An 18,312-nucleotide genomic window follows, 5' to 3' on the forward strand; every position below is an offset into this window, starting at 1 on the left:
TCGGTGTCGATCTTGTCCCGCGGAGTCATGTTGAGTGCCAGGCGTTGCGGATCTCGCGGAGCTGGTGCTCAAGACTCATCCGCTCCGTGTCGATGAAGAGATCTGCCGCGGGCGGCGTCGCGATCATGTCATGGAGGACCACGAACTCCTGGTCGGTCAGATAGACAGGGCGAGTGGTGGCGCGCTCTTGCGCACCCGCCAACGAGACCTGGAGGTGGACCACGAAGCAACCCGGCAGCTCGCGACGGTAGACCTTGAGCGAGGATGCGGTCACGAAGTCGGCGACCGCGACATCAAAGGCGGCGTTTCCGAAGTTCCGAGCTAGCGCAGAGACGTTCCGAGCGGATAGGAGGAACTGTTCCTCACCATCGTGACCGCTCCACAACGTTCGCTCTCCGGAGACGACAAGCTGTCGAACGTCGTCGCCATCGATCGCCGCACAACGGTCGCGTTCGCGAGCTAGTACTCGGACGCAGGTCGACTTCCCTACAGCTGGTCCACCGCTAAGAATCAAGGGACGCAACGATACCTCCGGCTCAGTTCGACGGTGTGCTGGAGTCGAGGCTACGGGTCTGTCTCGGACGCGGCACCTCATTTCTCCAGGCTGCCGGCACTCCTGCCCAGCTCCGGGTCGTCAAGAACAACTCACGATCACCTCGCTACCGCTCCGCGCCGCACCATAAACGGTCCGTAATGGCACGATCATTACCCGCGAGGCGAGGGACGCCGCCGGTGACGTCCACGATCGGATGCCGGCGTTCCTCGACGACGAGGTGATGAGGGAGTGGATCGCTCCGGGCAAGCTCGAGAAGGACGAGCGCGAGCACCTCCACGGCGCGCTCGGCGAGGTCTCCGAGAAGATCGCGAGGACGCTCGTCACCCATCCCGTGGATCGCGCCGTGAACAACGTGCGGACCCTGGACCGCAGCGACTCGGGGCTCATCGCGCCGATCGACTTGGGGTGACCGCCCGGCACTGCCTTCTCCCGTTGTGTTTATGGTGTTTAGGGGTACGATCGTGGGCATGAACAAGGACTGGCTGACCACAGGAGAGACGGCGGGCATGCTCGGCGTCTCGCGTCAGCATGTCGTCGATCTCTGCGACCGCGGCGAGCTGCCATGCTCGCGTGCCGGCAGTCATCGTCGGATCCGTCGCCGCGACGTCCAGCAGCTGCTCGAACCGTCCTTGACCCGCGAGCAGGAGAAGAGCCTCTGGCTCCACCGTGCGTTGATGGGGCCGCTGATGATCGACCCGACCACGGTGCTGGATCAGGCGCGTCAGAACATCATGGTGTGGCTGCCGCAGCACCGCAGCGACGGCATGGCGGCGGGTTACCTCGAGCAGTGGCTGGAGATAGTGGACGGCGGCGTCGATGACGTCGCGGAAGTCCTCGTAGGCACCGACGACCGCTCCAGCGAACTCCGGCAGAATTCACCCTTCGCGGGCGTGCTCTCGGACCAGGTTCGACGGCGCGTGCTTGCGTCCTTCCGGGAGCACTGGGGCCAGGAGCATTCGGCCGCGTGAAACGCCAGGAGCTCGCGCACATCCTGCGCGCTGCGTGCGACATCGCTGGCGACCGCGACGTCCTCGTGATCGGGTCGCAGTCGATCCTCGGCACCTTCGACGAGGACGATCTGCCGGCCGCCGCAACTGCGTCCATCGAGGCGGACATCGCCTTCCTCGACGACCCTGAGCGGATCAAGGCCGACGACGTCGAAGGAGCGATCGGCGAGATGTCCTCGTTCCATCGCTCCTACGGCGTCTACGCAGAGGGTGTCCACGTCTCGACCGCGGAGTATTTGCCGCGAGGCTGGCGGGACCGACTCATCAGCTGGCAGCTGCGATCATCCGAGCCTGCGGATCCGCACTTCCTCGAGCCCCACGACCTCGCGATCTCGAAGCTCGGCGCGGCCCGGGAGAAGGACCTGGACTTCGTGGACGCGCTCATCGAAGCCCGCCTGCTGCACGTCACGACCCTGCGCGAGCGATGCGCGCTGCTCCCCGACGAGCACACCCTCGTGCGCGGCAGGATCGACGGCTTCCTCAAGCGGTACACCGGGTCGGGTTCGGACACCGTCCATTGACCCGCCGGGGTCGATGGCGGCGCTGAGCGCGGAGACGCGCCTCGTCGCGGCTCAGGCGATAACGCGGTGGACGCGGTGCTTCGGCCCGCCCGTGAACCCGAAGGCCTGGTACTGCCGGTACAGGTCCGCGGAGTTCGCGGTCGCGACAACCACATCGCCCGTCGCCGGCACGGTATCGAGTGCGCGGAGGGCGAGCTGGATGCCCGTGAGGTTGGTGCCGGGGAGTTGCGCGAGCCCGGCGATCTCCCACCGCTGGCCCTCCGGAGTCTCCGACCCCCACGGGAACAGAGAGCCACCGCCGCGCGGCAGCAGGAACAGCAGCCCGATCATGAACATCGTGGTCACCACTCCGAAGGTCAGCATGATCCACCGCCCGGGAACGATGAGCCCCAGCAACACGGGCACCCCCGCAAAGTAGACGGCGAACAGGCAGATCATTACCGGGAACAGCACGAGCAGGTCCAAGATCGGTCTCGAGCGGTACAGCATCACCATGCCCGTGCGCGTGGGATCGAGATAGAGGCCGCGACGAAGCGTGCCGGGGATGACCGACAGGAGCGTCCACGGAAGCGCAAGCGGTGCGAGGACGAAGTGCGGGGTGAAAGCGCGGGCCATGATCCACGCGGCACGGAAGATGCGATAGCTGGGCCGAGGGGTCATGGGATCCATCCTCGCAGGACGCGCTCCTGTGCCGGCACCAGGCATGGTCAGCGCTTCGCCCGCAACGACTCGGCGTCGAGACGCCCTCACGGCGAACTTCCGGTGACGGTGCAAGGTTCGACCTCCGCGCGTCGCACCTGGCCGCTACGGTCAGTGATATGACGACATGGGAGCCGAAGGATGTGGCCGAGAAGCTCGGTCTGAAGAACGACAATTACTACGTGCGCGAGATCCTCCGTGACAAGTACCCCGAGCACCCGAAGGGAAAGCCATGGAAGCTCACCCGGGAGATGATCCAGGCCGTCGGGACGCAGAACATCTCTCGCGGGACGACGACCCCGGAGAAGGTCGAAAAGTTGCTCGCAGAGTTCGATGCCGCTCAGACCAGTGCTCCCGAGGTCGCGGTGGGGTCGATCGAGCGTGAACCGCTTGCCTGCGAGGTCAATACGGGAGACGGGCCGGTCAGCCGAGAGGCGGAGCGGCTGCTCGAGTGCGCGCGCAGCGGTGGGTCCGTGCTCACCGATCACGACGTGTGGACCGACGAGAACATCCAGATCCTCGTCGACCGATTCGTGAAGCGCCCCGATGTCTCGGGCCAGGACTTCTTCACAAAGCTGGACCTGCAGCTGGAAGGGGTCGCCGACGACGTCCGTGTGCTGTTCGCGGAGCTCTTCCTGCTGCAGATGCTGCCGTTGGTGCAGTTCCTCCCCGGCAGGAAGATCGCCAATATTCAAAGGGTGCTGCGGGACGCGAGCGGAGAGTACGAGATTCCGCCGGAGATCCTCGAGGCACTCGAATCTCCTGTCTTCCGTGGCGGAGTCGCCTTCGGCATCCGGCGCTTCCAGCAGCTCTCCACGCTGATCGAGTTCGTTCGTCACCTGCGCACCCTTACCCCAGAGGAGATCCAGCGAGGTCGAGAGGAGCCGCTCGAGTGGCGCAAGATCATCGGAAGCGCGCCCGGATCCCCTGAGCTGTCCCTGCGCAGCTCGCTCACGTATCTGGGACACCCTGACTACTTCTTCCCCATCGTCTCCAGCGAGGACAAGAAGAGGATCGTCGCGGCGTTCTTCCCCGCGCAAACCGGCCGGGAGGCGAGTGGTGATGTCGACGTCGACCTCGCGGCGTTGCGTGAGTGGCTCTCGCCGTCGCCGGGCCCCCTGCCCGAGTTCTACCGGCCGCCGCTGGCGGACTTCTGGATCGCTGACGATGAGGCCGTCGACCCGGAGGTGGATGAGGTGACCGATGATGAGGAGCTCGCGCCGTACACCGTGGAGTCGATCGTCGAAGACGGAGCGTTCCACTCGCCGCAGGAGCTGCGCGCCATCGTGGACCGCTGGCAGTCGACGAAGAACATCGTCCTGCAGGGCGCGCCCGGGACCGGGAAGACCTGGCTTGCGCGCCGGCTGGCATACGCGCTGATCGGGTTCGAGGACGAGGAGAGCGTCCGTGCAGTGCAGTTCCACCCTGGCACCTCCTACGAGGACTTCGTGCGCGGCTGGCGGCCGAGCGGCGATGGGACTCTCGAGCTCGTGGACGGCCCGCTGCTGCAGCATGCCGAGTTCGCACGCGAGAACCTCGACATCCCGCACGTCGTGATCATCGAGGAGTTCAACCGGGGCAACCCCGCCCAGGCCCTCGGCGAGATGCTGACGCTGCTCGAGCACACCAAGCGCAGCGAGCGAGACGCCCTCGAGCTGACCTACACCCATGACGATGAGGATCGCTTCTACCTGCCGGAGAACCTGTACGTCATCGGCACGATGAACACCGCGGACCGGTCGCTCGCACTGGTCGACTTCGCGCTGCGCCGCCGCTTCGCGTTCTTCGAGCTCGAGCCGCAATTCAACGACGCCTGGAAGGCCCACCTTCGGGACAAGTTCCGCACCGCGCCAACAGGACACATCGACGAGATCGCGCGCCGGATCACTGCGATGAACGACCAGATCGCCGCCGACCCGAGCCTCGGAAAGTCCTTCCGCATCGGCCACTCGTACTTCACCCCGGAAGTGGAGGCGAGCGAGCTGTGGCCGTGGTTCGAGGCGGTCGTGGAGACGTCGGTCGCCCCGCAGCTGCGGGAGTACTGGTACGACCGACCGGAAACGGTGGACGCGATCGTCGGCCGACTGCGCGCGGAGCTCTGAGGTGTTCGTCGCCGGCGAGGGCTCGACTCGGATCGACGTGCGCAGCGTCTGGTTCCTGCTGCTGTACGCCTCGGAGTTCCTCGAGAGACTCACCGGTGAGGATCGGGAGCGGCTCCTGCGCGGAGAACGCGACAACGACCTGCTGGACGCTCTCGCGGACGTCCTTGCCGCGCGGGTCGAGCGCCGGGTTCGCACGATGCTCGCTCTCGGCTATCGCCGGCGGATCGAGCCGTTGACCCGGGTTCGTGGTCGCATCGACCACCTCGGCACAGCCCGTGGACAGCTAATGCAGTCGGGTCGAGTGCTGTGCCGCTACGACGAGCAGACGGTGGATCTGCCGCGCTACCGGTCGATGCTCGTCACGCTGCGGCGTGCAGCGCCCCGAGCGATCTCGGACGACGTGCGCCGGCGATGCCTGACCACCGCGCAGATGCTCGAGCGGTGCGGTGTGAGCCCCGTGGACCCGACGCCGGCCCAGCTGTCGACGGAGCAGTTCGGGCACTTCGACGGGGAGGACCGGACACTGCTGGCGCTGAGCTCCCTGGTGCGGGACATGTGCGCGCCCGAGCACGCTCCCGGTACGAATGAGCTGCCGGAGATCCTGCGGCAGAAGGAGGGCGCGATGCGAGCGCTCTTCGAGAAGGCAGTGCGCGGTTTCTACCGCCACCACCTCGTATCGCAGGGGTACGCGGTGAAGAGCGCCAGCCAACCGTGGCCCGCGACGGGCGACCCGGCCGACCTCGCGTTCCTGCCGAACCTCAACGCCGACGTGGTGATCAGCGGGCACGGCGAGCAGGTGATCATCGAGTGCAAGTTCGCACCGATCTTCACCCACCACCGGGACAAGGCGATGATCAAGCCCGACCATGTGCGCCAGCTGGTCTCCTACGCTTCGGTGTTCAGGGCGACGTTTGCGGGGAAGACCCGCGCGGTGCTGCTCGGCGCGCTGGTCGGCGGCTCCCCGGGCCGTGACCTGGACGTCACGATCGACGGGATCCCCTTCGCGGTGCGGCAGGTCGATCTGGCCGCGAGGCCGGCTGAGATCCGCTCGGCGTTGTCCAGAGCGTGGGACCGGGCAAACCGCGCCGTGAACAATGTCCGGCCCCTGGACCGCACCGATCCCGCGCTGATCGAGCCCGTCGAGCTGTAGCAACCTGACACGGTCGGCCGAGCACCGCCTCGGTACGCGACCCCCAAAGAGATGCGCTCGATCCCGGCATCAAGGCCGTGATCGAGCGCATCTCTTCAGTTCCGCCGTTCGAGAATCGGTGGCTCGAACTCATCGAACGTGTTCGTCAGGATCAGTCTCCATGTCGTCTTCCGCTGTTTCAGAGCGGGTGCGCAATCTATCCCCCACAACAAAAGCGAGAGCGACGCCAATCATTGCGATCGTCACTCGGACGGCGCTGGGGAAAGGGGAGCCGTAGGCAATGAGTGCAGTGCTAGCAACAATCACTCCCACGATAATGAGTCTATCTCTGAACATGAACATAGACATATCCACACCCTACACCCTGCTGTGTACACCCTTAGGGGAGGCAGGTGATGTGACTGGCGGCGAAACCTGCCACCATTCCAACCGGGATGACGGCGAGTGCGCCCTCGCGCTGCGCCAAGGCGGGCGCGCGACGCGAGGACGGCGAGTCGATGGGCGGCCGGGAGCTGTGCCGCGGAGGTCGACCCACTGCCGGGGCGGATCATTCCCGCGTTTGCCGCAACCTGAGCTCGGCAATCAGCACAACAATCACTCCGATAGCTGGGAGCAATGTGACATACACCGGCGGATGGATTACGCCAAGGAGCGCAAGCACTCCCAAAAGAATGCCAATCGCTACGAAAGTGTATCCAATCGGCTTAACGCTTCGCATCTAACCAATCCTCTCTTGGCGCAAAACTATCGGGTCAGGCGAAGGGGTTGCATGCTCCGACGCCGTTCAGCAGCCAGTACCAAGTCACGCTACCGTCCGCTTCCTGGCACAGCCCGATGATTCCACTGGCGGCGGCAAGTGCGGTCGCCACGGCCCCGCCGGCGATGCCCCCTACACCAGTCTCGGACGTGGCGAGGCCGATTCCTCCGGCGATCGCCGAAGCCGTCGCGGTGCCCGCAGTGACCTTTCCGGCAAGGTAGCTGTCGAAGTGGATCTTCAGGCCGTACCAGTGGGCCGAGATAGAGCCGTGTGGCCCCGTGTACATGGTCTTTCCCCCGGCCTGTGGGCGAATTGCGCCGTTGGTGCTTCCAGCGCCGACGCTCTCGTTCCAGGCATCAACAGCTGCGCGGACCTCGTCGGTCGCAGCCGCACCAATTTCACGCGTGGCGGCCGCTTCGTCCAGCTCGTAGCGCTGGCCTGTCTGGGTGACGAACTTGTCAGCGGCAGCGATCTGCTCGTCGGTGAGGTCGAGGCTCGGGGAATTGCCCGTCGCGCCCGTTGCTCGCGGAAGAGGCTGCGTCGAATCGGCTGAGGCCGAGGCGGCCGAGCCGGTGCCGAGCACGGCGGCAATCAGAGTTCCGCCACCCAGCATGAATGCGCGCCTGCGATCAACATTGAGTTCAGACAGATTGGGCATGTTCATTCATCCCTTCGGGTTGACTTCATGGCGGCCCCATCCCGCCATCTCCATCGGGGCACTAGCAGGTTAAGCATCCTCAAAAAGGTGAGTCAAATCGCATGAACGTCGCCCGGTGTCATAGATGCCTCGTGGCATGTCCGTCCGACGCCATGATCTTCAGCGGACGCGCGGTCATGTGCATACTCTGCGCTGAAGGAGCAGATCCGTCTCTGAACCCGCTCCCGCACCGACACGGGCAAGGCATCGGATCCTCATCCGCCCTCAGCACCAGGAGCTCAGCGTGCACCACGGCATCGTGACGACCCCGCGAAGGACCGGGCTCTGATGGTGCGCGGACGCCTCACTGTCGCCGAGCGTGAGCGGATCGCGCGTACCGGCCACGAGCGGTACACCGCGGGGGAGTCCTGGGCAGCGATCGCCCATGACCTCGACCTGCACCCCGGCAGCCTTCGCCGCATCGTCGCTGAGCTGCGCCCCGTGGAGTACCGCCGCTGGGGCCAGAAACCCGTAGCGGATCCCACCGAGGTCGCGCGCCGGCGCGATGCGGGGGAGACCCTCGATGCGATCGCCGAGGCGCTCGAGTGCTCGAGAACCGCAGTGCGCACCGCGCTCGAGGCGACCCAGGGGTTGAGGGCGACCCGTTACCCAGCGCTCCAGACGCGCAGGACACCCACTGCCGCGGAGCTCACTGAGCTGCGCCGGTTGCTCGAGCAGTGCCCTCCCGCGCCGCGCGCTCGGCCCGGGCACCGCGACATGGGAGGCCCCGAGGGGCTCACCGTCGCCGAGAGATGCCTCGCCCTCGTCGGGGACGGGGTGCCGATGCAGACGCTCTCGCTCGCCCTTGAGCATGGGGCGACCTGGGTGCACTGGCTGCTCGGCAAGCACGGCCTGCGACCGGTGCAGCGGCAGGCGCGCAGCACGAGCCGGAGGACGCGCTCGGCGTGACCTAGGGCGTGTCTCCTAAGCTTGTGGGGGTCGAGGGCGTGATGGTGGATGAATGAGTCGCCGACGTGTGTTGTCCGAGGCCCAGTGGGAGGCCATCGAGCCCCTTCTGCCGGCTCAACGCCCCTGGTCAGGTAGGCCGAGGCGGGATCATCGTCAGGTGGTCGAGGGAATCATCTACCGATACCGGTGCGGGATCGCCTGGCGCGACCTCCCCTCCGACTTCGGGCCCTGGCAGACGGTGTGGAAACGCCACCGCGCTTGGTCCGCAGACGGCACCTGGGACCGCATCCTTGACGCGCTCCTGGTCCGTGCCGACGCGAACGGGAAGTTGGACTGGTCGGTTGCCGTCGACTCCACGATCTGCCGCGCTCACCAGCACGGCACTAATCTCGAGCGCACCACAGGGGGCATTGTGGAAACACAAGAATCTTCGCGTCGAGCCGCCTGACCACGCGCTGGGGCGCTCCCGCGGCGGACTCTCGACCAAGATCCATCAGCTCGTCGACGGCCACGGCCTGCCCCTGGTAGTCCTGTGCGGGCCCGGGCAGAACGGTGACTCACCGATGCTGGCTCCTCTGCTCGATGGCCTCTCCGTCGCCCGCCAGGGGCCTGGCCGGCCACGCACAAGACCGGACATGCTGCGCGGTGATAAGGCCTACTCCTCTCGGGCCACCCGCGAGACCCTCCGCCGTCGCGGGATCAAGGCCGTCATCCCCGAGCCCCGCGACCAGCAGCAGCATCGCAGCAACCGCGGGTCCCGCGGAGGCCGACCCGTCGGGCTGGACACCGAGGCGTACCGGGGTCGCAACGTCATCGAACGCGGCTATAGCGACGTGAAGCAATGGCGGGGCTTGGCCACCCGCTACGACAAGCTCGCCCTGACCTACCGCGCCGGAACCGTTCTCCGCGCCATCATTCAATGGCTCAACCACCTGCTTTAGAGGTGTGCTCAGACCAGGGGCTTCTTGTAAAAGACTGCCGCGTCCTCGTAGCCGAGCCTGAGATAGAACGGTCCTGCTCGTCGACTCGCAAGCGCCAAGTAAGAGGCACCGCGCTCGGCCGCCCAGTTCTCGGCGTGTTCCATCAGCTCCCGCCCGACGCCAAATCGGCGATGACTCTTGGCGACCATCACTTCCTCGACCCAGGCGACAGGTCCGTTGGCAACGAAGGTCAGACGGCTGTTGGCCAATACGTACCCCACGATCTGGTGCCCCGTCACCTCGGCGACCGCGACGAGCGTGTCGGCGGTTTCGCTGAGCGTTCGCCAGGTCGTCTCGAACTCGCGGCGTTCTGGAGCGAACGAGGGTCCGAAGTCGTGGACCAAGGGCCACACCTGATCTGCGTCTCCCAATCGTGCGGGGCGGATGAGCACTCGCTGGTTCTCTAGCACACGCACAGTCTCCCCGATCGCACAACTGCGCTGGAAGACTTTAGCGACACGCCCTAGGTGCCTCAGCGAGCTACCCGGCCGGTCGGTCCCTCGTGAGCTCGAAGATCGCGAGCTCCACCTGCGTCCGGGTTCGAGCGAACGGCCCACCCCAAGCGTCGAGCAGCTCGAGGTATCGCTCGTAGCTCGGAGTCCTCGAGGTCGACAGCCCCTCGGAGGGCGTCGTGTGCTCTCGGAGCCAGGTGATCACCCGCTTGTCGAGGATCGGGGCGACCTCGGAGCCGTCGACCGCCCCGGTCATCGAGGCGAAGGCGAGCCACTTCGTGAAGAACGCACCGCCGAGGTGCTTCACCTGCCCCTGAGACGCCTTCCTGCCGGGCGACCGCGGTGACTGCGGCGGTCAGGGTGGGGGTGCTCCTGCTGGTGCTCTCGCACGAGCCGCACGCACCTCGCGCGCAGTTGGGAATCGATCTTCCTCGGCATGCTATCGATCCTTCCGGACTCAAACAGCAGCGGGATCAACCCTGGGCCGATTCAATCATCCGCACCGCCTGAGGCCCTGACGCCGAAACAATCGAGATGCGTGCTCTAAGCAGTCATCCTTGACAGCAGACTATGAGCATGTACGGTGGTGTTCATCACAGCGTCTACTGGACAACTACCAGAGCAGTCGGGCGCGCAAAAGCCAAAGCATGTACTACAGGGTCGTGGTTACCGATGGTCTTTGATCTAATGCGCATTATCGCGGGCAGTTTGCTGGTTGTCGCTGGCATCGCCAAGCTAAGGGAGGGGCCGAGCCAATTAATTCTCCAGATTCGGGCCTTCAAGATGACGCGGCCTAGAACCGAAAAACCCCTAGCCATGGTACTGCCTGCGGTTGAGATTCTCGTGGGAATGGCAGTAGTGATCAATATGGCGGGGCCTTGGGTTCTGGTAGCTTCAGCAATCTTCGCCGCATACACAGCCGTGATTTCTGTTGCTATCGCTCGGAGACTACCGACATCGTGTGGTTGCTTCGGCTCGCTATCTAAGAGAAGGGCGAGCCCGATCCTGGTGGCGCGGAACCTGTTCTTTATTGCACTTCTAGTACCCGCCATCATCGGACTTGGATCTTCTTCGCTCCCGTGGAATGCATGGGCCGTCGCAACGCTTGGCGCATCGCTGGTGATTCTTGCCGCCATTATTGCGAAGCAGAGCATGAGCGGCCTTTCCGACAGTCTAACCGCATAGAACTTAAACTTCATTCAGAAGTAGCACTTTCAGAGAAAGTTGAACACTAGCAGGGGAGAGATAATGAAACTGATGCGAAGAACTCTCATCGGTGGCGGTTTCGTCGCGGCGCTCTCGGCGCTGTTCCCAGAGTTCGCCCGCGCAGAGTCGAACACCAGAGGCGCAGGTAGCGACCAACTGGCATGGTTTTGGCAAGGGGTTAACAGTGTCCTGATGGACGACTCGACGCTCTCGGAACACGCAGACTTGTACATGGATGACGTGGCCCGCACCGAGGTCTTTCTCGGCGGGGCCTCAGAGCAGTATGGCCCGATAGGTGCAATCTCTGATCTTGGGCCGAATAAGCTACTGGCCTTCGCGGTTCCGATGGCGAACTCGAACCTCTACTTCCGGCATGTCGAGCTTTCTCCGGACGGCACGAAATTGCGTACAGCGTCAACCGTTTTTGAAGTGAATGAAGCGGCCGAGACCGCTCGCTTTTCTGAGACGGCCCCGGACGGCCAGACACTTGCTTCTAGATCTCTGTCCCGAGCGCCTGGCCCATGCCCTGATCCGCTCGTGAAGTGCAGCTGCACAGGAAGCTCTTCCAGCTGTCGCACGTGCCGTGAGTTCGATCGCGCTAGCGCGGGCCTTTGCTGCGCGGGATGTGCCTTCTCCGGTAGCGCTTGGCAGCTCTTCCTCGCGTGCGCAGTATTGCTCTGCTCCGCCTGTTTGGCGAACAACTGCACGGGAGGGTACGTCTATGCTTGCTGCAACTAGGGATGTCGGCAGGCAGCAACGCATTAGAGTTGGCGAGATTGTTTTTCTTGTCGCAACCCTCGCTTATTGCATTCTCGCGACAGCGTACTTCGGTGTCGCCGGCGCGGAGGTGCCGGGGCTGACGGTCGTGCTTCTGCTTGCAGCGCTTTGGGCGAATTGGCTCGGACTGGTGTATGTTTCACTTGCCCTTCGGGGCAATATCCCGAGGTCGCGGCTATGGATTGCTATCCTTGGCGGCGTGGGAGTTGTTCTGTCCGTTCTGCTCTACGTGGTCGCGTAAGCGGCGGCGGGTCTCGCCCGCTAGTTGTTGCGTGAATCACCCCGGGTTTGTCAGAGGCTCGCAAGTGCCGCGTCGGCGGTTGCCGGTACGGTCTGGTGGTGATGGTAGTTCTCCTTGAGTTCGACGGGCGGGATCATGCCGATCTGGCCGTGAAGTTGCCGGTGGTTAACGAGTCAATGTAGTCGGCGGTTGCGATCTCGAGTTCGTCGATGTTCTCCCAGGGCCCGAGATTGCGGACCAGCTCCTACTTGAACAGCGAGTTGAAGGGCTCTACCAGGGCGTTACCATAGGAGTCGCCGGTCGAGCCGACTGACGCGACCGCGCCGGCTTATGCAAGCCGCTCGGTGTAGCGGAAGGCGACGTACTGGACGCCCCTATCACCGTGGTGCGTGAGCCCGGAGATTTCATGATACTCAGCGGACGCGAGGCCATGTGCGTACTCTTCGCTGGAGGAGCGGATCCGTTTCTGCCCCCCCCGCGCCGACGCGGGAAACGCGCTCGTGCTGCCGAGCTCGGTGCAGGGCAAGCAGGTCACCGTGGAGGTCACCGGCAGGAGGAGCGGCTACGCGACCGCCTCGAAGACCTCCGACAAGACCGCGAAGGTGGCGGCGAAGAAGCGCTGATCCGCACCCACCGATGACGAGGCCCCGAGGGTGATCCCCTCGGGGCCTCGTTCTCTGTCGGGCTGGCGGCGCACACTGGGCTCATGACGATGATGGGCGAGACGATCCACGAATACGACGGACTGCAGGTCATCCCGCCGCTGACCCGCACGCCCGGCGGCTGGGTGGAGCAGTCGCCGACACCCTGTCCCGAGTGCTCGGGCACCCAGCACCTCGTCGGCTGGCACGCCTGCAGCTGCCGCAGCGACACCCTTGCCCCTGGGCACCGCACCTGGATCTGCCAGCGCTGCGACCACCGACGGATCCTGGGGTGCGTTGGCGTCTCAGGCCTTGCAATTATTTGAAGCGGGAGTGAGAAGCCGAATGTGATAGCACCCGTACTCGTTATACCAGATCCGCCACGTGGATCCTTCATCGTCGATGGCATCGAGTTGATCGCATTCTGGCATAAAATACTTCTGAGGGTCGTCGTAGGACCAAGTGCCTTCGCTGACCGCACGACGTTCTTTCGCAACCGAGAAGCCAAAGTCCCTCAACCTGGCTGGGTGTAATACTTCGATCTCGAAGATCGCATGCCAGATTATTACGTCCTCGATGGCCTCAGGGATATAGTCATCCTTCGGCTCCCATCCAGCGGCGAGACACCAACCGGCCCAGTAGCGCACCTGCATTGCATGTGATCGACCCAAAGGTGTAGTCAATGATGCAGCCCTTTCAAGCGTCAATCTCAAATTTAGAGAGTCGAAGAGTTCTAGCTCAGCCGGTGCGGCCGCCCGCTGGCGATGGGATCCCTTGTTGATTTCTTGCATGAGATCCCAGTCGCTCGAAACTATCTGGATCCACTCGCGTAGGTGATTGGGGTCGGTGCGATCAAAAGATGAGTCAGAGAACACGGGGAGTGCCGCGTTTGGGAGGGTGAGGGGCATGGTGGTCTTCTTTCGATCCGAATGTCTACTGTTCGGGGAGGCAGTGGGGTAAGTCTACTTTTCCCTTTTGGGCTCTCGTGGTAATTATTGATTGGCCGTCTGTGGTGCCGGTCCGTAGAAATGGATGGGCTCTGGTTCTCTGGGGTGTGATTCGAAGTGCGGATCGCCCACGGTCTGGGGCGAGCGCAGCTCGAGTGCTCGGGTGTGTGGGGCGCGTGGCCCGTCGGCGTCGGTGGTCGCGTAGTCGAGCGATGCCTATTCGCTTCCGGCGGATGAGTGAGTTCTGCGGAGCAGAACCGGGAAGAGTGATGGAGGGGACGCATGAGGACGCCGAGGGCCGTCTGTGCGAACGCGACTCAGGCCGCAGGCGTTGCGGCGCTCTCAGGCCTTCGCGGCGTTTGTCGTCAGACCGAGAGCCCCGGAGATGTACTCAGCCGCGATCTCACGGGCGTGAGCCATGAAGGACTCGGACTGGCCCTGGATGGCAGGCACGCCCGCAGCGGCTTCCGCAGCCCAAGCTTGGACGTCAACTCGGACGCGCGTCTTTCCGGTACGCTCCGCCTTCTTGCGGTGCTTCTCGATGACGGTGTGCGCGCTCTTGTCGATCATCTCGATGATCAGCTCGGCGCGCTTCGTCGGATCGAGCGAGCGGAAGCTCACGAGATCGGCGTCCGCGAGATTGGCGGCGTTGGTCTCGGCCTCGAGGAACTCTTCCTGGGTCTGGCACTTGGGGCACAGTAGGCCGACCAAAACTCCCGTCTTGAAGTTCGCGTTCCACCTCGTCGCGTCTGTGAGCTTGTCGGAGAAGGGGCGCATGCATCGCGAGCACCTGTTGCGGGTGTTGGTTGCAAAGATCATCGTAGGTTTGCTTTCTTGTGGTGGTTCGACTTGTCGTCGCTCTTCGAGCTTTTCCCCGGAGCAGCTGTGCTGCTCCTTCGCTTGTCACTCGTCCTTAAGTAGCTGCGCCACTCGCTGACTTGTCGCTCGTCATGCTCTTCCCCGGAGCAGCTGTGCTGCTCCCCAGCCGGACACAGTCCGGCTCAGCCCCTTCCGACGTTGCTCGTCTACCGCTGCTCGGGACGGGCGTGTCACTTGCGCGAGCGGGCTTCGCCTGTGCGCTCACGCTCCTATAACTGCTGCGCCGGTCGGCGCAGCTCTATAACCGCGCACGTCGTGCAGCCGTATGACCAGGTGGCGGCAGCCCCGGCCTGGCGCTCGCGGTGCGAGCTTGTTGAGGCTTGTTGCGCCGATTTGACACGATGGATAGGATCTCCTCGACCCAGCGGGTTAAACAGAAAGTCTCTTCAAGACTCACCCCGGGTCGGCTCTGCCGACCGAGTCACAAGACTCGCAGGGTCGAGGAGAAGCGCCACGACATCGCCGATGACGCGGAGTGGTAGCTCCCCGATCAGTGCCCGGTTGTTGATGCCCCGATGGAACGTGCCGTCCAGCTCCCGTTGCCATCGATACGAAGCAGGTTCAGTCGACCTGTGACCTCAACGGAGCCGTCGACGTAGATGTGGCCCTCGTCCGCGTAGACGCCGTGCTGGCCGGGATCCCCATGCAGCTGAGATGTCTGCACGTGCCCGGCGACGATCGTCTTGCCGACCTCATGGGGTCCGACGGAGGCCGGGTTCTTCTCGGTGAGGACGTAGTCCGGCGTCGCGTGCCGCCAGAGGTCTCCTGCGTCCTCGTCGATACCGGCATGCACCCAGATGTGGAGTTCGGTCTCATGCACGAGCGGCAGCCTGCGAAGCCACGTGACGAGATCCCTGTGACGAGTGAGGATCGCGCGCTTGATGTTGCCGTTCATCGACTCGCCGTCGAGGTCGGTTGCGTCGTCGCCCGGGACGTCATGACCGAGGGCGAGAGCTAGCTCCAACGGCGACAGGAACGACCGCACAGTGGTGAAGCCAGCATCGGCAAGCAGCCAGCTGTAGTCGTCGTCCTCGCCGTCCAGCCACTCAAGGAATGCCACGTCGTGGTTCCCGAGGAGAGGGATGACGCGGCCGCTGTAGCGCTCCTGTGTCTGCCGGACGAGCTGAAGTACGCCGGCGCTGTCCGGGCCACGATCCACATAGTCGCCGAGCAACATCAGACGAGCGGCGCTATCACTATCGAGGTCGATGATGTCGAGCGCTGCGGCGAGCTGCTCTCGATGGCCGTGGACGTCAGAGAGCGCGTAGTAGCTGGGCACCTTGCCATTCTCGCCTACGGAAGGGGCGGGAGAGCTGCTCCCGATCGATAGCCGGCGGATCGGCATCGCTCAACGAAGTGGCTCCGCCGATGAGCTGGTCGGCGACGGATGGTCGGAGTTGGGTGCTGTGGACACCGTGACGCGGCGGTGGCCAGCGCCGAGCTGGGCCTCCCGCGGGAGCTATTCGTGGAAGCCTTCGGAGGATCGCGACCTTCCGGGAGCCAGTGCGTCGACGGGCGTGCCGCGCGTTCCTATATGAGTCGGCATGCAGTGTCGTTGATGCGCCCTTTCCATTTCCTGTATCAGGATGAGTGTCTTTCTGATGTTGCATCCTCGAGGCATCGTCGTGACTTCGCGTGAGAGAATGTGCGGTGTTGACGATGAATCGTCGGGTCGGCGGTCCTGTTGAGACGATCAGAGGTGTGCGGTGGGCAAGAATGCGATGCGGGGTCTTGATGCTGAGGTCGGAGAGGTCTGGGCGTACCGGGCGCGCCCAGGAGATCCCCTCACGCCTGTCACGGTGCTCCGGCACGACCCCGGGCCCCCTGCGCGGGTTGTCGTCCATCACGGGGTCGGAACGCCGGATGGCCTCGAGGAGCGAGTGACTCCCAACCGGCTCAAGGTGCAGTGGGATCAGGTTAATGACTTCATGGCGGAGGAAGCGCGGCGTGAAGCCTTCTGTGAACTAGGGCCGGAATACCTCGATTTCGGACCGAGGTGGGAATCTCCGGAGGAACTGGCGGTCACTGCGCTCTTCAGAGGTTTTGTCGATGATGACGTCGCTTCGCTCGGAATGGATATCCCTTGTCTGAGGATCGTCTCGGCTGACCGTCTCAGTAGGCTCTCCGGTGTCGCGAGTGGTGAGCTGACTGGGCACGACCTCACGCACGAAGACGGCGCGGTGACCGTCGCCCCGTGGCCGGTAGCTCTGGAGGTCGCGAAGTCGCTCGCGACGAGGTTCCCAGATCAGGTCATCCTGCAGCTCGAGGAAGAGGAGCGGGGGGTCCGGCGTCTGCTTGCAGATGCGCAGAACTGCTCGGAGCATGGGTCCGAGGAGCGGAGCCTTGACATCCGTCTCGATGACGAACGAGGCGAGCGTCAGTCTCGGGACCTCCGCCGCGAGTGGGTCGGCGACGACGCCCTCCTGGTCCGGGGCGAGGTTGCTGCGCTGCGTGCCGAGATCCAGCGAGTCACTGTTGCTGCTCGTGCCGCGGTCGCTGCTCTCGAGCGCGCTGGTTGTCGAGCTGAGGCAGACGAACTAAGGGAGGCGCTCGAAGGCGACAGGGGAGCGGCAGGGTGATGCCGCGTGGGTCCATCTGGCACGAGGGTCAAGGGGCGAGCTCGATCTGGCACGCCGTCCGCGGCCGGCCTTCCACGTGCCGACACGGCGCGAAGCATCTGGCACGTAGATGGCACGAAGGTCAACGGTTTGAACAAAAGGGCAGGTCAAGACGGGTGAGACGAGATGTTCAAATCCTCTCGTCTCCGCAGAAGAAGGCCCCTCACCTGCGGTGATTCCGCAGGGGAGGGGCTTTTTCCCTGGTCGGGCCTCGGTCGCTCCTCGCTCGGTGCTCGCTCAGTCCTCGCCGATGGTCGTCCACTCCGGGCCGTCGGACTCCAGCAGGTCCGGGTCGCGCACGACCTCCTGCTCGCTCTCCCCGCTGCGGAGCCGGCTGGCGAGCTCCTGCAGGGCCTCGCGCAGCACGGCGCGGGCGCGCGAGCCATCGCCGGCCGCGAGGGCGGCCAACAGGGCCTCGTGCACGGCGGTGATGTCGGCGCGGACGCCGAAGCCGCGGGGATCCGAGAAGCTGCCCATCCGGGTGAGGATCACGATCGTGCTCATCGCGGAGACCAGGAACCGGTTCCGGGCGCTCTCGGCGAGCAGCTGGTGCAGCTCCAGGTCGGCGTTGCCCGCCTCGATGACCTCCTCGGCCTCGAGCGCCCGACGGGTCCGCTCCAGGGCGTCCTGCAGAGGGGCCAGCAGGGAGACGGCGCCGTCCTCGTCGCCCGCCCCCCGCAGCGTGGCGACGCGGTCGGCCACGATCGTGGCCGCCTGCATCTCGATGCCTAGTCGGTAGTCGACGAAGTCCGACATGGTCTCGGCATCCATCGTGGTCACGAACAGTCCGCGGCCCGGGATCTGGGTGAGCAGGCCGTCGCGCACCAGGCGCTGGCAGGCCTCGCGCAGGGAGGAGCGGGAGATGCCCATCTGCTTGGACACCTGGACCTCGGGGATGGTGTCGCCGGGGCGCAGGTCCCCGACGTAGATCGCATTGCGCAGCTCGAGCTCGGCCTGGTCGATGATCGAGGGTCGACGGATGGGCTGCATCATCGGCAGCCGGACCGCCTCCTGGCGAGGGCGCATGTGATCCTCCTGTGCTGGTGCGCGAGGTCCGCGCGGTGCGTCGTCCCATCATCCGTCCTCCGGCCGCCCACGTCATTCCCGCCTCGCGTCATCGCCGTCACATCTGCCTCGAGCGGGCCTCGTCCGGGGCGCTTCCGGGGCTGCTCC

At 64.7% G+C, this 18,312-nt stretch carries 20 protein-coding genes; 11 read left to right on the plus strand and 9 right to left on the minus strand.

Annotated features, from left to right (window positions below):
* Window positions 1-25: 25 nt before the first annotated feature.
* Window positions 26-274, minus strand: coding sequence for a hypothetical protein (locus VF289_RS11570; RefSeq protein WP_330884041.1), 249 nt, complete (start codon window positions 272-274; stop codon window positions 26-28).
* A 430-nt stretch (window positions 275-704) separates the two neighbouring features.
* On the opposite strand from VF289_RS11570, the gene VF289_RS11575 reads away from it, so the two are divergent.
* The 3 genes from VF289_RS11575 to VF289_RS11585 are packed head-to-tail and all read left to right on the plus strand — an operon-like array spanning window position 705 to window position 2,084.
* Window positions 705-965 carry an SOS response-associated peptidase family protein gene (locus VF289_RS11575; RefSeq protein WP_330884173.1) on the plus strand — a complete coding sequence of 87 codons (261 nt, stop codon included), beginning with the start codon at window positions 705-707 and terminating at the stop codon, window positions 963-965.
* Window positions 966-1,023: 58 nt separating this feature from the next.
* Window positions 1,024-1,524 (plus strand): helix-turn-helix domain-containing protein, encoded by a 501-nt coding sequence (locus VF289_RS11580; protein ID WP_330884042.1) that lies wholly within the window; start codon window positions 1,024-1,026, stop codon window positions 1,522-1,524.
* On the plus strand, window positions 1,521-2,084 hold the full coding sequence (locus VF289_RS11585; RefSeq protein ID WP_330884043.1) for a DUF6036 family nucleotidyltransferase: 564 nt from the start codon (window positions 1,521-1,523) through the stop codon (window positions 2,082-2,084). The genes VF289_RS11580 and VF289_RS11585 overlap by 4 nt, the downstream gene beginning before the upstream one ends.
* Before the next feature lie 51 nt (window positions 2,085-2,135).
* Here VF289_RS11585 and VF289_RS11590 read toward each other — a convergent pair whose 3' ends face one another.
* A complete protein-coding gene (locus VF289_RS11590) occupies window positions 2,136-2,699 on the minus strand; it encodes a hypothetical protein (RefSeq protein ID WP_330884044.1) in 564 nt (187 codons plus the stop codon).
* Between the two features lie 203 nt (window positions 2,700-2,902).
* Here VF289_RS11590 and VF289_RS11595 point away from each other — a divergent pair, with 203 nt between their 5' ends.
* Both VF289_RS11595 and VF289_RS11600 read left to right on the plus strand, forming a co-directional pair.
* Entirely contained in the window at window positions 2,903-4,885 is a 1,983-nt protein-coding gene (locus tag VF289_RS11595) for an McrB family protein (protein ID WP_330884045.1), read from the plus strand.
* A 1-nt stretch (window position 4,886) separates the two neighbouring features.
* On the plus strand, window positions 4,887-6,035 hold the full coding sequence (locus tag VF289_RS11600; protein WP_330884046.1) for a 5-methylcytosine restriction system specificity protein McrC: 1,149 nt from the start codon (window positions 4,887-4,889) through the stop codon (window positions 6,033-6,035).
* A 752-nt stretch (window positions 6,036-6,787) separates the two neighbouring features.
* On the opposite strand, the gene VF289_RS11605 is transcribed toward VF289_RS11600, so the two are convergent.
* Window positions 6,788-7,456 carry a hypothetical protein gene (locus VF289_RS11605; RefSeq protein WP_330884047.1) on the minus strand — a complete coding sequence of 223 codons (669 nt, stop codon included), beginning with the start codon at window positions 7,454-7,456 and terminating at the stop codon, window positions 6,788-6,790.
* 321 nt (window positions 7,457-7,777) lie between these two features.
* Between VF289_RS11605 and VF289_RS11610 the strand changes: the two genes are divergently transcribed.
* Both VF289_RS11610 and VF289_RS11615 read left to right on the plus strand, forming a co-directional pair.
* On the plus strand, window positions 7,778-8,398 hold the full coding sequence (locus VF289_RS11610; RefSeq protein ID WP_330884048.1) for a hypothetical protein: 621 nt from the start codon (window positions 7,778-7,780) through the stop codon (window positions 8,396-8,398).
* A gap of 52 nt (window positions 8,399-8,450) precedes the next feature.
* A protein-coding gene (locus VF289_RS11615; protein WP_330884049.1) for an IS5 family transposase occupies window positions 8,451-9,339 on the plus strand; the annotation gives its coding sequence in 2 pieces (ribosomal slippage) (window positions 8,451-8,801 and window positions 8,803-9,339; 888 coding nt in all).
* An 8-nt stretch (window positions 9,340-9,347) separates the two neighbouring features.
* Here the strand turns inward: VF289_RS11615 and VF289_RS11620 are convergent.
* Complete coding sequence (locus VF289_RS11620) at window positions 9,348-9,794, minus strand: GNAT family N-acetyltransferase (RefSeq protein ID WP_330884050.1); 447 nt, start codon at window positions 9,792-9,794, stop codon at window positions 9,348-9,350.
* A gap of 64 nt (window positions 9,795-9,858) precedes the next feature.
* Window positions 9,859-10,137: a hypothetical protein gene (locus VF289_RS11625; protein ID WP_330884051.1), complete on the minus strand. Its 279-nt coding sequence runs from the start codon at window positions 10,135-10,137 to the stop codon at window positions 9,859-9,861.
* Between the two features lie 263 nt (window positions 10,138-10,400).
* Here VF289_RS11625 and VF289_RS11630 point away from each other — a divergent pair, with 263 nt between their 5' ends.
* The 3 genes from VF289_RS11630 (at window position 10,401) to VF289_RS11640 (ending at window position 13,021) form a co-directional block, all read left to right on the plus strand.
* Window positions 10,401-11,015: a MauE/DoxX family redox-associated membrane protein gene (locus tag VF289_RS11630; RefSeq protein ID WP_330884052.1), complete on the plus strand. Its 615-nt coding sequence runs from the start codon at window positions 10,401-10,403 to the stop codon at window positions 11,013-11,015.
* A gap of 1,539 nt (window positions 11,016-12,554) precedes the next feature.
* A complete protein-coding gene (locus VF289_RS11635) occupies window positions 12,555-12,677 on the plus strand; it encodes a hypothetical protein (protein ID WP_330884053.1) in 123 nt (40 codons plus the stop codon).
* An 83-nt stretch (window positions 12,678-12,760) separates the two neighbouring features.
* Complete coding sequence (locus VF289_RS11640; RefSeq protein ID WP_330884054.1) at window positions 12,761-13,021, plus strand: hypothetical protein; 261 nt, start codon at window positions 12,761-12,763, stop codon at window positions 13,019-13,021.
* Here VF289_RS11640 and VF289_RS11645 read toward each other — a convergent pair.
* From VF289_RS11645 to VF289_RS11655, 3 genes are all read right to left on the minus strand, one after another.
* Window positions 13,001-13,603, minus strand: a complete 603-nt coding sequence (locus VF289_RS11645) for a hypothetical protein (protein WP_330884055.1) — start codon at window positions 13,601-13,603, stop codon at window positions 13,001-13,003. The two genes, VF289_RS11640 and VF289_RS11645, sit on opposite strands and share 21 nt — an antisense overlap.
* 381 nt (window positions 13,604-13,984) lie before the next feature.
* Entirely contained in the window at window positions 13,985-14,419 is a 435-nt protein-coding gene (locus VF289_RS11650; protein WP_330884056.1) for a hypothetical protein, read from the minus strand.
* A 592-nt stretch (window positions 14,420-15,011) separates the two neighbouring features.
* Window positions 15,012-15,800 (minus strand): metallophosphoesterase, encoded by a 789-nt coding sequence (locus VF289_RS11655; protein ID WP_330884057.1) that lies wholly within the window; start codon window positions 15,798-15,800, stop codon window positions 15,012-15,014.
* Window positions 15,801-16,227: 427 nt separating this feature from the next.
* Here VF289_RS11655 and VF289_RS11660 point away from each other — a divergent pair, with 427 nt between their 5' ends.
* Complete coding sequence (locus tag VF289_RS11660) at window positions 16,228-17,100, plus strand: hypothetical protein (protein WP_330884058.1); 873 nt, start codon at window positions 16,228-16,230, stop codon at window positions 17,098-17,100.
* A gap of 276 nt (window positions 17,101-17,376) precedes the next feature.
* Here VF289_RS11660 and VF289_RS11665 read toward each other — a convergent pair whose 3' ends face one another.
* Window positions 17,377-18,165 carry a GntR family transcriptional regulator gene (locus VF289_RS11665; RefSeq protein WP_330884059.1) on the minus strand — a complete coding sequence of 263 codons (789 nt, stop codon included), beginning with the start codon at window positions 18,163-18,165 and terminating at the stop codon, window positions 17,377-17,379.
* Window positions 18,166-18,312: the final 147 nt, after the last annotated feature.

The sequence above is a fragment of the Brachybacterium sp. genome, from assembly GCF_036379615.1.
Classification (GTDB): domain Bacteria; phylum Actinomycetota; class Actinomycetes; order Actinomycetales; family Dermabacteraceae; genus Brachybacterium.

What these genes read in the sequence shown, in the direction of transcription:
- VF289_RS11640 (WP_330884054.1), top strand. Translation starts at nt 12,761, where the DNA reads ATGACGATGATGGGCGAGACGATCCACGAATACGACGGACTGCAGGTC.
- VF289_RS11595 (WP_330884045.1), top strand. Translation starts at nt 2,903, where the DNA reads ATGACGACATGGGAGCCGAAGGATGTGGCCGAGAAGCTCGGTCTGAAG.
- VF289_RS11650 (WP_330884056.1), bottom strand. Translation starts at nt 14,419, where the DNA reads ATGCGCCCCTTCTCCGACAAGCTCACAGACGCGACGAGGTGGAACGCG.
- VF289_RS11580 (WP_330884042.1), top strand. Translation starts at nt 1,024, where the DNA reads ATGAACAAGGACTGGCTGACCACAGGAGAGACGGCGGGCATGCTCGGC.
- VF289_RS11645 (WP_330884055.1), bottom strand. Translation starts at nt 13,603, where the DNA reads ATGCCCCTCACCCTCCCAAACGCGGCACTCCCCGTGTTCTCTGACTCA.
- VF289_RS11665 (WP_330884059.1), bottom strand. Translation starts at nt 18,165, where the DNA reads ATGCGCCCTCGCCAGGAGGCGGTCCGGCTGCCGATGATGCAGCCCATC.
- VF289_RS11630 (WP_330884052.1), top strand. Translation starts at nt 10,401, where the DNA reads ATGAGCATGTACGGTGGTGTTCATCACAGCGTCTACTGGACAACTACC.
- VF289_RS11605 (WP_330884047.1), bottom strand. Translation starts at nt 7,456, where the DNA reads ATGAACATGCCCAATCTGTCTGAACTCAATGTTGATCGCAGGCGCGCA.
- VF289_RS11610 (WP_330884048.1), top strand. Translation starts at nt 7,778, where the DNA reads ATGGTGCGCGGACGCCTCACTGTCGCCGAGCGTGAGCGGATCGCGCGT.
- VF289_RS11590 (WP_330884044.1), bottom strand. Translation starts at nt 2,699, where the DNA reads ATGGCCCGCGCTTTCACCCCGCACTTCGTCCTCGCACCGCTTGCGCTT.